Genomic DNA, 12,001 nt, shown 5'->3' on the forward strand with positions numbered 1-12,001 from the left:
CGGGCGATGTTTACGTAAACATGGCGGCGCCGGAAGCTTGGCACCCTGCCCGGTGATCGTCAAGGTTTCGCGCGCGTAACGTTTGCGGGTCGGCACCCCCGCGACCGCTCAGGAGGCGGCCAGCGGGTTGAGGGTGAGCGGCGCGATCCGGCCCTCCAGCATGGCGCCGATGCCCTGCGCGGCGCAGATGTCGGGACGCTCCGCGATGTGCACCGGCATCCCGGTGGCCTGCCGCAGCATGTGGTCGAAGCCCGGCAGCAGCGCGGAGCCGCCGACCATCATGATCCCGCGGTCGGCGAGGTCGGCGACCAGGTCCGGCGGACAGTCCCGCAGCACCCTGCCGATCCCGTCCAGCACGGCCGTCAGCGGGGTCTCGATCGCGCCCCGGACGGCGGCGGTGTCGACGAGGACGGACCGCGCGAGTCCCGTCGCGACGTCCCGTCCGTGGATCTCCGTGGAGGACGGGCCGTGCGGGGTGAGCCCGTTGCCGGACAGGGCCAGCTGCAACGGTCGTACGGACTGGCTGGGCAGCATCAACTCGTGCTCGTGGCGCAGGTGTTGCACGATCGCGTGGTCCACGGCCTCACCGCCCACCGGGATCCGCTCGGCGGTCACGATCGAGCCGAGCGAGAGCACCGCGATCTGGGTGGCGGCCGCCCCGCACACCATGATCATCGTGGCCTCGGGATGCTCCACCGGCAGCCCGCAGCCGACCGCGGCGGCGATCAGGGTGTCCACCAGCTCCACCCGGCGCGAACCCAGACCGACCAGCGTCTCGATCGTGGCGCGGCGGGCCAGCGGGTCGGCGTCGTGCGGGGTGCAGGCGGCGGCCCGCAGGAACGGCTTGCGGCGCAACTGCCGGCGGACCTTGTCGCCGAGCAGATGCCGCAGCATGCGCTGGGCCATCTCGATGTCGACGACCGTGCCGCCGGAGACCGGCCGCATCACCCGGATGTAGTCCGGGGTGCGGCCGGTCATCCGCTCGGCGAACTCGCCCACCGCGATCAGCGCGCCGGTACGGGTGTTCACGGCGGCAACGGACGGCTGGTCCACCACCAGCCCGGCCCCCCGCACATACACCCGGGTCCGTGCCGCACCGAGATCGACGGCGAAGTGGCAACGGCGCAGCTGCTCCAGACTGGCGGTCATGGCAGGTCCTCCCGAGAGCGCAGACCATGGAGGCCGCCCGGCCGGCGGTCCTCATGTGCGGGTGGGCCGCCGGACGGCCGGCCTCCCTCGCATCCTGCGGGGACCACGAGGGGGGACGCCTCTTCAAGAGGGCCGGGCGGGGCGCGCCCGAATGGGGGGTTGTCCCGGGCGGGCGCTCCACGGGCCGCCGGGCAGGGGCTCGGGGCCTGTCGCGGTCAGCTGCTCCTGAGCGCCGGTTCCGGGGTGGGCTCGGCCTCCTCCCGGTCGGGGCCGTCGGACCGCCGGAACAGCGCGCTCGGCCACCACATCCAGCGGCCGACGTCCAGGGTCAGCGCGGTGACCAGGACCGAGCGGACGACCAGCGTGTCCAGCAGGACGCCGAACGCCACCGTGAATCCGAGCTCGGCCGCGAACACCAGCGGCAGCGAGGCCATCGCCGCGAACGTGCCGGCCAGCACCAGCCCCGCCGAGGTGATCACCCCGCCGGTGGCGGACAGACCGGTCAGCGCCCCGCGCCGGGTCCCGTGCCGGAGGGCCTCCTCACGCACCCGGGTGACGAGGAAGATGTTGTAGTCGATGCCCAGCGCGACCAGGAACACGAACGCCAGCAGCGGGAAGGAGGCCTCCGCCCCCGCGAAGCCGAACACATGGTCGAACACCAGGGCGCTCACCCCGAGTGCCGCGCCGAACGACAGCACCACCGTCGCCATCAGCAGCAGCGGCGCGACGACCGCCCGCAGCAGCAGCGCGAGGACGAGGAACACCACGACCAGCACGATCGGGATGATCACCGCGGAGTCGCGGGCCGCCGCCTCCTGGGTGTCGAGGAGGACCGCCGTCGTCCCGCCGACCTCGGCCCGCGCGCCCTCGACCCGGTGGACCGCGGTCCTGGCCCGCTCGACCGTGCGCATCGCGGCCGTACCGCTCGGCTCGTCCCGCAGCTCGCCCAGGACGAGGGCCTGACCGTCCTTCACCACGGGCGCGGACACCCGGGCGACGCCCGGGACGCCGGACAGCGCCGACCGCACCCCCTCCGCCGCGCCCGCCTCCGCCACCACGTACACCGGATCGCCCGAACCGGCGGGGAAGTGCCGGGAGCGGATCTCCTCGCCGACCACCGTCTGCGGCCGCCCGGTGAACTGGTCCGTGCCGGCCAGCCCGTCGGCCCGCAGCCCGACCGTCCCGAGCGCCAGGGCACCGAGGACGAGTGCGGTACCGGCCCACACGAGCCGCGGGCGACCGGCCACGGCCGTGCCCACCCGCGCCCAGACACCCTCGGCGACCGCAGCGGCCCCCGGCGTCGCGTCGTACGACGGTGTCGTCGGCCAGAAGATCCAGCGGCCGCAGACGACCAGCAGCGCCGGCATCAGGGTGGTCATGGCGAGCAGACCGACGAGGACGCCGACGGCGCAGGCCGGACCGAGACCCTGGGTGGAGTTGAGGGCGGCCAGCATCAGCAGCGTCAGACTGACCGCGACCGTCGCGGCACTGGCGACGATCGCGGGGCCGGAGCGCCGCAGGGCCCGGGCCATCGCCGCATGCCGGTCCTCGTGCCGCCGCAGCTCCTCCCGGTACCGCGAGGTGAGCAGCAGGGCGTAGTCGGTGGCGGCGCCGAAGACCAGCACGGTCAGGATGAAACCGGTCTGCTTGTTGACGGTGAGTCCGGCGTTCCTCGCCAGGACGTAGATCACCGCCTCGGACGTGACCAGGGCCCCGCCCGCGGTCAGCAGCGGCAGCAGGGGGAGTACCGGGCTGCGGTAGGTGAGCAGCAGGATCAGCACCACCACCGACGCCGTGATCGCCGTCAGCGCGCCCCCCGAGCCGAAGGCCTTGATGGAGTCGGAGGCCTGACCGGCCGGCCCCGTGACATGGAACCCGAGACCGCCCCCGTCCCGCTCGCCCACCTCGGTCAGCGCGTCGACGACCTTGCCGATCCCCTCCCAGCCCGTCCGGTCCTTGTGCACCTGGACCACGGTCTGCACGGCCTTGCCGTCCGCGGAGGGCACGGGCCCCTGCGGGGTGCCCTCGACGCCCTTCACGCCCTCGAAGGCCTCGGCGTCGGCCCGGGCCTTGGCCAGATCGGCGGCGGTGATGCCCTCGGGCCGGTCGTAGATCACCAGCGCGGGCACGGTGTCGGCGGGCTGGAACCGCGCCACCCGCTCGACGACCCGGGTCGACTCCGCGTCACCGGGCAGCCAGGCCGCGTTGTCGTTCTGCTCGACATCACCGAGCCGGCCCGCCAGCATCAGGGCCGGGACCAGCAGCACCGCCCAGACGGCGAGCACGACCCACTTCCCCCGCCGGCCGCTCACCAGGGACACCAGGGTGCGCGGCATCATCGGCCCCCCGGCGTTCCGTCGAGGTGGGAGAGCTTGTCGGGATTGGCGACGGCGTAGATCCCGCACACCCGGTCCCCGTCCGGGGTGAGGTCGAGGACGAGGACGGCGTACGGGGTGTCGCCGGCGAACAGCAGCGCCGACGGATCGCCGTTGACGCTGCGGTAGGCGATGCGCAGGCCCTCGCCGGAGCGGGGCGCGACCGAGGCGAGCAGCCGGGCCACCTTGTCCCGGCCCCGGAGCGGCCGCAGGCCTCCCGCGCCCTTGCCCCCGCCGTCGCCCCACAGGGTGACGTCCGGCGCCAGGAGCCGCAGCAGGGCGTCGAGGTCACCGCCGAGCGCGGCGGCCAGGAACCGTTCGGTCACCTGCCGCCGGACCTGCGGATCGGGCTCGTACCGGGGGCGCCGGGCGTGGACGTGCTCGCGGGCACGGTGGGCGAGCTGACGGATCGCCGCGGGGCTGCGGCCGAGGATCTCCGCGATCTCGGTGTGGGCGTAGCCGAACACCTCGTGCAGCACGAACACCCCCCGCTCCAGCGGGGTGAGCGTCTCCAGCACCACCAGCAGCGCCATCGACACGGACTCGGCGCGCACGGCCGCGTCCTCCCCGTCGGCGGGGGCCGGGGCGTCACCCAGCGGCCCGACGAGCGGCTCCGGCAGCCAGGGCCCGACATAGGTCTCCCGGCGGCGGCTGACGGCGGCCCGGTGGGCGAGGGCCCCGTTGACGGCGATCCGCACCAGATAGGCGCGCGGACGGCCGATCGCCTCCGCGCCCTCCGCCTCGTGCCGGGCCGCCCACGACAGCCAGGTCTCCTGCAGCACGTCCTCGGTGTCGGAGACGCTGCCGAGCATGTTGTAGACGATGGAGAACAGCAGCTCCCGGTGGTCGGCGAACACCTGGGTCGCGGTGTGCGCCACCGGCTGCGGTGGGTGGGACATCGTGGGCCTCCCGTCGCGGATGCTTTCCGAACTGAGAGGGCGCCGGGCCGCCCGAGTGTGACATCGCCGCCTCGCCATGTGACCCACATCTCATCGAGGGGGGTGCTCCAGGGACCGGGCCGCCTCCAGCACGTGGGTGAGCGAGGACACCGTGACCGCGCAGCCGGCCTCGCGCAGCGCCTGCTCGACCGTGGGGTTGCGGGCGAGACCGATGAACCGCAGGCCCACCTGCTGGGCGGCGGTCAGCTCGGCGAGCGTCGAGCCGATCAGGACGCCGGTGCGGGCCGGGGCGCCCCGCGGGGACAGCGCGCGCAGCAGACAGTCCGGGTGCGGCATGAGCCGGCCGAGGTCGTCGGCGCGGCCGTGCACCCCCGCGAGCAGCGGCAGCCGGTGGGTCTCCAGATGCCGGCGCACGGCCGGCTCGCAGACGTCCGTGGCGACCCCCACCCGCCGCCCGGCGGAGTGCAGGGCGCGGACCAGGGCCAGCGAGTGATGGGTCGTCGGCGCGTCCGGTACGGCCCGCAGCTCCAGCGCGTCGAGCCCTTCCCGCAGGAGCGGGCCGACCGGGTCCTGCGCGAAGGCGCGCAGGACGTCCAGCGGATGCACGAACAGCTCCCGGGCCGCCCCCGCGTCCCCCGCCGCCCGGCCACGCAGCGCGTCCTCGGGATCACGGTGTTCCGCCACCACCCGCAGCAGCTCCAGCGCGGCGGCGCGGGCGCTCGTCGCCGTGAACAGCCGCACCAGCGGGCCGTCGAAGCCGAGCAGCACGGTCTCGGCGTCCGCGAGCAGCTCGGAGAGGGAACGGGCGGTGGCGGTCGTGCCGGGCAGCTCCGGGGGCGGGGCGTAGTCGGGCGCGAGGGTGGCGGTGCAGCTGACATGGAGCCCCGGTACGGGCCACCGCCCGAGCTGTGCGTTGACGGCCCGCTGGGCGCCCGCGGGCCGGCGTACGGAGTGATGGCGGGTGATCCGGGGCGCCGCCTCCCGGACGTGCTCCAGCAACCGCTCCGCGACGCCTGCGACCTCCGCCCGTACGAACGCCACCGGATCGGCGACCCGCCAGGACAGCTCCACGGCGGCGGTGAAGTCTCCCTTGCCGGAGCTGGGCAGGGAGACCTGGTGGACGGCGTGCCGCGGGGTGAGGTCCACCTCGTAGTACGTCACCGGACGGGGCGCCTCTCCGCCGTACGGGTCGGCCGGGTTGAGCAGCGTGAGCGGCCCCTCGGGGCCGGTGTGCACGACGGCGCTGCGCCCGGGCGCGGGCATCCCGAGCCGCCCGAGATCGTCGACGACCTCGGGCCCTCTCACCAGCTCCCGCCGCTCTCCACCCGGGTGGTACCAGGCGTTGGGCGCCCCGGATTCCCCGAGCAACGGATGGAACCGGTACGGCCCGGAGGCGGCGGAACTCGCGGTGAAGCGGCCGTAGAGCTCCGGCGACACGACGATCAGCATCCGCCCCCCGGACCGCACACTCCGCCGCTCCGGAATCCCGAACGCCACGAGCAGCCGCGGCGCCTCACCGAGGGTGGCCCAGTGCTCGGGCAGCCACCGCAACGCCGCCACCAGCACGGGAAGCAGATCGGTCCCGTCCGCCACCCGCACGGAGTACCCGTTGGGCCGGACCCGCACCTCGTACTGCTGAGGCGTGAGCGCTCCCCGCTCGAGCACCTGATGAACGGCGTACTCGAGCGCGATCCGGCTCCCGGGGTGAGCGGAGAGATCGGCGTCGGTCTCGAAACGGAGGGGAGGCGGCGAGACCTCCGCCAACGCGGCGGTCAGATCCCGGCGCAGCGACCGCAAACGCACGCGGGCGGCTTCGGCGGCGGGGCCGGGAACGCCTTCGAGGGGGTCGCCACGGAAGAGGGCGAGCGTTTCCTGGAGCAGGGTGCGGCGCTGACTGGGGACCAGCACCTCGCAGGCGAAGACGTCGACGTACGCGCCCGCCATGTGCAGGGCGTAGCCGTCGGAGACCGCGGCCAGGGTGCCGGGGCCCAGGAGACGGCCCAGCTCCCCGGCGAGGGCGTCCAGAGCGCGCCTGCGCTCCCGCTCGGCAGGCGCTTGTTCCCACAGACCCGCCGCCAGTTCCTCATGGGTCAGCCGGCGCCCGTCGTTGAGCACCAGCATGCACAGCATGGCTTGGGCGTGGGGGGAAGGAAGGCCCAGTGCTTCCGAGGAGCGGCTGATGCGCAGCGGGCCCAGCATGCGGATCTCCAGCGGGTCGGCCTCCCGTGCCTCGGCGAGCCGGGCCGGCGCGGACGACGGGACCGTGCCGTCGGCGATCTCGGCGAGCAGCGCGTGGTGGGACGGGGGAGCCGGCACATCCGGAGCGAGCCGCGCAAGCAGCCGGTGGAAGGCGGCGGTGTCCGACTCCGCGCCCGTGGAACCGAACCGGTCGCCGAGCGCGAACCGGCTCAGCACCAGCCGGCCGTCGGGCCGCAGCAACAGCCCCTCGGCGTCCCCCTGCCCCCGCACCAGCCCCCGCTCGTGCAGCGCGCTCAGCCCGGCCGTGCCGTCGCACACCAGTCGTGCGAACACCGCCAAGGACACACCGGGCCCGCTGCCGGCGACCAGCTCGGCCATCGTCACGCCGTCCACGAACTGCGCGACCAGATACGGCCTTTCGCCCTCCACCCCGAAGTCCGTCACCCGCACCACATGCGGATCGTCGATCTCGGAGAGGGCCCGCGCCTCCCGCAGGAAGCGTTCCCGGGACGCGGGCCGCTCCGGGTACAGGTGGACGACGACCGGCCTGTCGGTGCGTACGTCCACCGCGCTCCACACCCGCTGCCCCGCCCCGCGTCGCTCCAGCAGCCGGTACCGTCCGCCGATCAGCTCTTCGGCGGCAGTCCCGCCCAGCCGCCGTACGGTCTCCGGGCTCACCGTCGCGAACGCCGTCCCGTCGCTCTCCCCGTGGCCTCCGGCCGCCGCCGCGCGGAACTCACCCACCGTCAGGCCGGCCCGCTCGTCGATCAACTTCCCGATCCGATCGAGGAGTTCGACCGTGCGGGCGCGTGTCGAGCGGGGGAGGGTGCGGAGGAGGAGGTCGCGTACGCCGGGGCGGAAGTCGTAGGAGCCGGGTGGGCCGGGGGCGGCGGTGAGCATACCGCTGAGGATCACCTCGGCGAGGTGCTGCGGGCGCGGGTCGTGGTCGACGGCGCGTTGGACCAGGCGCATCACCGGCACGGACGGCACCGCCAGGGCGAGGTGACCGGCCAGGCGGAAGGCCTCGGGGGAGGCGGTGGCGCGAAAGCGCAGGACCAGGTCGTGGGCCGGGAGGTCCGTGGGGGAGGGGGAGGGAGGGGAGACGGGTGGGGTGGGGGGCAGGAGGGCCGCCGCTCCGGCGGCGCGGGCGCCGCCCGGGGACGCCACCAGCGCCGCCCAGTGGGCGAGCCACGGCGCGCCCGGTTCGAGGACGGGGAGGGGGAGGGCGGAAGGGTCCGGCGGGGCCTCTGCCTCCGGGGCGTACGGGGTGAAGGCGAGCGCGGTGAGGGGCGCCGCCGCGGCGGGCGAGGACAGGACACCCGGCTCGGCCGGGAGCGCCGTCGTCGGCCACAGGCGCTCCGGGAGCGGCTGTACGACGGCCAGCGGCATCCGGGACGCCCAGTGCCGCAGGGTGCGGTACCAGCGCTCGCCCGCCGGGCCGGGGCGCCACTGCGGGCCCATGCAGTCGCTGACGACCAGCGTGACGGTCCGGCCGTCCCCCGGATCGGGCACCTGCCGGGCACGGCCGTCGGGGCCCGCAGGGTGCAGGGTGACCGTGCGGAAGACGCCCGACTGGGCCAGCACGGTGTGCAGTTCGCGGACCAGGGGCCGCCAGACCGGCATCGTCGGGCCCGTGTCGTGGACCAGGTTCAGCCGCAGCCAGCGGTCGCGGGCGGGGCGCAGCACCGGCAGCCAGACGTCCGGATGCGCGCCGAGCCGCGCGATGCGGTCCGCCGTCGCCCGCTCGTCGAGCCGCCGGGCGCGGGCCGCCGGCACCGTCCGCTTCAACGGGCGCAGCGCCCGCTGGAGGGCCAGCGGGTGGGGGAGCATCGAGGGCGCGGGGGCGAGGAGGGGGGTGCCGTCCGTGGTTCCCGTCCCTGGGGGCGCCGGGCGGCGCGGCGGGGGGAGGTGGAGGGGGACCCGGTCGGCGGTGGGCAGCGGGGGCGGGACCTGAGGGGCGGGGGGCGTCGCCGGGGCGGCGGGCGCTGCCGCCGGGGCGGCCTCGCTCGCCCCGGCCCTCCGAGTCGCACCCCCTCCGGCCGACTCCGCCGAGGACGCGCCGTCCTCCGACTGCCGTGCCAGCCAGAGCAGTTCCGCCAGCTCCCGGGCCGTCGGCGGGGTGTCCGAGGCGGAGGTCAGCAGGGCGCTCAGCCGGGCCAGGGCGGAGGTGTCGCCGCTCGCGGCCCCTCCCTCGGGCCCCGGTCGCTCAGAAGCCATCGCCGTCCGCCGTGGCGCCGAGGTACGGCATGAGCTGCTCGGCCAGCGCGTCGCGCGAGTCGGCGTCCAGGCCCGCGACCCCGGTCAGATAGAGGGCGTTCAGCAGTTGGTCGGTGGCGAGTTCACCGTCGGCCGCGCGGGCCAGGAACCGGTTGATGAGGTGTTCCGCCTCGCCGGGCGGGGTGTCGAGGTGGGCGCGGACGATCTCGGTGAGCTGCTCACGGCCCGGGCGGCGCAGCTTCAGCCGGACACAGCGGCGCAGGAAGGCCGGCGGGAACTCGCGCTCCCCGTTGCTGGTCAGCACGACGAACGGGAAGGCCCGGCAGCGGACCCGGCCCCGGGTGACGGCGACCGGGGCGTCGGTGCCGTCGGCGAGGACCTCGGCGGTGGCGCCGCCGACGGAGTGGCGGGCGGCGCGCGTCAGTTCGGGGATCTCGTACTGGCCCTCCTCCAGCACGTTCAGCAGGTCGTTCGGCAGATCGAGGTCGCTCTTGTCGATCTCGTCGACCAGGAGGGCGCGGGGACGGGCGTACGGCAGCAGGGCGGTGCCGAGGGGGCCGAGCCGGAGATGGTCCTCGACGCCGCCGCCCGGCAGGGCCTCCGCCGCCCGTGCCGCCTGCCGGGCCGCGTACAGCCGGGACAGCGGGTCGTACTGGTAGAGCCCGTCGGCGAGGGTGGAGCGGCTGGTGATGTTCCAGCGCAGCACGGGACCGAGGCCCAGTTCCCGGGCCACCGCGTACGCCAGGGAGGACTTGCCGGTGCCGGGCGGGCCGGTCACCAGCAGCGGGCGGCGCAGCACGAGGGCCGCGTTGACGAGCTGGACGCTCTCCGGGGTGGCGACGTAGGAGCGGGCGCGGTGGACGCGGTCGGGGGAGACGGCGGCCTCGTCCTCGCCGTCGCGCGGGGACGGCAGCACGGGCTCGCCGTCGAACGCCCGCCAGGGCGGTGGCGCGGGCAGCCGGTCGATGCCGTCGTGCGGCGCGCTGTTCCCGGTGTAGACGGTCCAGTGGGGCATGGTTCTCCGAAACTCTCCGAGTACGACTGCGTGTACGACTGCGTGTACGACTGCGAGGGGGCGGCGTGGGGCCGCGTGGGCGGCTCAGGAGACGGGGGAGCGGGGGTGGGCGGGGGTCTCGCCGTGCGGGTCGGTGAAGACGCGCGGGTCGTCCCACAGGAGCTGGATGTCGCGGGCCCAGTGGCCCTCCTCCGCGTCGGCCTCCTCACGCAACGCCAGTACCTCGCGCGGGAGTTCGGCGGGCGGCACCCCGGCCACACAGGCGTCCAGCTCGTCCAGGAAGGTCTTGCCCGCGCAGCCGTCCCCGCCCGCGCAGGCCTCGGGGCCGCCCGCGCAGCCGCCGCGCGACCAGATGACCACCGGGGCGGGGGCGGTGAGCGAGGTGTCGAAGTGGGGGCGGGTGCGCGAGGCGGCCGGCGCGGTGGCGAAGCCGGCGAGACACGCGTCGGGCTTGCGCAGCCTGAGGCGCAGCCGGGCCGGGTCCTCGGGGCTGCCGCACTCCACCCGGTGCACCCGGGCCCCCGGCAGGGTGTCGAGCCGTTTCCAGGCACGGGTCAGCTGATGCCGGGCGCCGGGCCGCAGCCGCGCCTGGTCGGTGACGACGAGCGGGTACACGGACCCGAGCGGGGTGTCGTCGTCGGGGCCGCTCGCCCAGCGGTCCACCGGCAGGTCGATCCAGTCCCGCGGCAGCGCGAACGCGATCAACTCGTCGCAGCCGGGCGTCAGATACCGGAACGCCGCCTCGATCCGCTCCTGCACATAGGCCCGTACCCGGGTCCGCGGCACGGTCTCGGAGCCGACCGGGTGCCGGCGGCCCCCGCTGTACGCCGACACCTCCACACGCACATGCCCGTCCCCGGCGCCGCTGTGCCGCAGGTCGACGAGGATCGGCGACCAGTCGGGCGCGGCGGCCGGCCCGGCGGGCGCCCGGAACAGGGCCTCCACCTGCGCGGTGAAGCGGGCGACGGTGCCGGCCGCGTCCGCGCCGTCGATCTCGCACAGCACGAACAGGGCCGCCGACCACAGCGAGTCGAACCCCTCCCCGGGCGCGGCCGGGTCCAACGGTCCCCGGGAGGCCTCGTACAGCCGCACCAGCCGTACGGGATCGCAGTCGAGGCCCGCGCGGACGGCCCGCTCGACCAGGCCGCGCAGCCGTGCCCGGTCGGCCGCCCCGTGGTCGGAGGTGGGCACCAGGCTCTTCAGGTCGGGCCAGTGGCGGGCCATGACCTCGGTGGGCATCATCCGCCCGTTGTGCACCCCCGGAGCGCCGGCCGCCGCGGTGACCATGCCGACGACCTCGCCGGTGTCCGCGAGGGTGGCCGCGGCGCCGCTGAACCCGGGTGCGAGCGGCTGTCCGCCGGGCTGCCAGGCCTCGAGCTGGATCCACTCCCGGTTGAGCAACTGCGTGGCGGTGATGCGGTATTCGGCGAGCGTGCCCTCGTCGAAGCCGACCGGGAAGCCGTACACGACGAGCTTGCGGGGCCGGTCGGCCCGGTGTCCGCGCGCCGCGCCGACGGGGGCGAGCGCGGCCGGCGTGATCGGCACCTCGTACGCCAGCTCCAGCACGGCGAGATCACCGGGGTCGGTCGGGCCGCCGCCCCAGCCGCCGTCGGCGATCACCCGGGCCGGTACGGCGGGGCAGTCGGGCCGCTCGGGGAACGTCACCGTCACCGCGTCCGCCGTATCCGTAGGGACGACCACATGGGCGCAGGTCAGCACCCTGCGCGGGGCGATCAGGAAGCCCGCCCCGACGACCTGGCCCGCGGCCTCGACCCGGGCGTGCCACTCGGCGCTGTTCATGAGGCGGCGGCGGGCCCCGGCCCCCCGTCCGGCGAGGGCGACCAGGTCAGCTTCACCACGAGGTGGCCCTCCGCCGTGCCCTTGGCGATGATCGCGCCGGTCTCCGCCGAGAGCTTCACCCCGAACTCGATCTCCACCCCGTCCGGCCGTAACGTGCCGTCCCGGAAGACCCGCAGCGCCGACTCCGCCGCCGCGCGGACCCCTTCCAGGGCGCCCTCGAAGGTCCGCGCCGCCTGGACCGTACCGTCGCCGCGCGCCACCAGCCGTGACCCGGGCCGCGCCACGGCGGCCGCCTCGACGCAGACCACGGCCCCGTCGTCGGTCCTGAACTCCACCAGTCCTTCCAC

General features: G+C 75.4%; 7 protein-coding genes. All 7 read right to left on the reverse strand.

The window, feature by feature from the left end; all coding sequences use genetic code 11:
- Positions 1–108 precede the first annotated feature (108 nt).
- The 7 genes from OG852_RS33325 to OG852_RS33355 all read right to left on the reverse strand — a co-directional run bounded on the left by OG852_RS33325 (position 109) and on the right by OG852_RS33355 (position 12,001).
- Entirely contained in the window at positions 109–1,149 is a 1,041-nt protein-coding gene (locus tag OG852_RS33325) for a rod shape-determining protein (RefSeq protein WP_133909704.1), read from the reverse strand.
- A 215-nt stretch (positions 1,150–1,364) separates the two neighbouring features.
- Positions 1,365–3,485, reverse strand: coding sequence for an MMPL family transporter (locus OG852_RS33330; protein ID WP_330349888.1), 2,121 nt, complete (start codon positions 3,483–3,485; stop codon positions 1,365–1,367).
- Complete coding sequence (gene sigJ, locus OG852_RS33335) at positions 3,485–4,423, reverse strand: RNA polymerase sigma factor SigJ (protein ID WP_133909705.1); 939 nt, start codon at positions 4,421–4,423, stop codon at positions 3,485–3,487. Before sigJ ends, OG852_RS33330 begins: the two co-directional genes overlap by 1 nt.
- A 90-nt stretch (positions 4,424–4,513) precedes the next feature.
- Positions 4,514–8,839 (reverse strand): SAV_2336 N-terminal domain-related protein, encoded by a 4,326-nt coding sequence (locus OG852_RS33340; protein WP_330349889.1) that lies wholly within the window; start codon positions 8,837–8,839, stop codon positions 4,514–4,516.
- Positions 8,829–9,854 (reverse strand): AAA family ATPase, encoded by a 1,026-nt coding sequence (locus tag OG852_RS33345; protein WP_133909706.1) that lies wholly within the window; start codon positions 9,852–9,854, stop codon positions 8,829–8,831. Before OG852_RS33345 ends, OG852_RS33340 begins: the two co-directional genes overlap by 11 nt.
- Positions 9,855–9,938: 84 nt before the next feature.
- On the reverse strand, positions 9,939–11,654 hold the full coding sequence (locus tag OG852_RS33350) for a VMAP-C domain-containing protein (RefSeq protein WP_330349890.1): 1,716 nt from the start codon (positions 11,652–11,654) through the stop codon (positions 9,939–9,941).
- Positions 11,651–12,001, reverse strand: coding sequence for a CU044_2847 family protein (locus OG852_RS33355; protein WP_133909708.1), 351 nt, complete (start codon positions 11,999–12,001; stop codon positions 11,651–11,653). The genes OG852_RS33350 and OG852_RS33355 overlap by 4 nt, the downstream gene beginning before the upstream one ends.

This window comes from Streptomyces sp. NBC_00582 (assembly GCF_036345155.1).
In the GTDB taxonomy this organism is placed as follows: domain Bacteria; phylum Actinomycetota; class Actinomycetes; order Streptomycetales; family Streptomycetaceae; genus Streptomyces.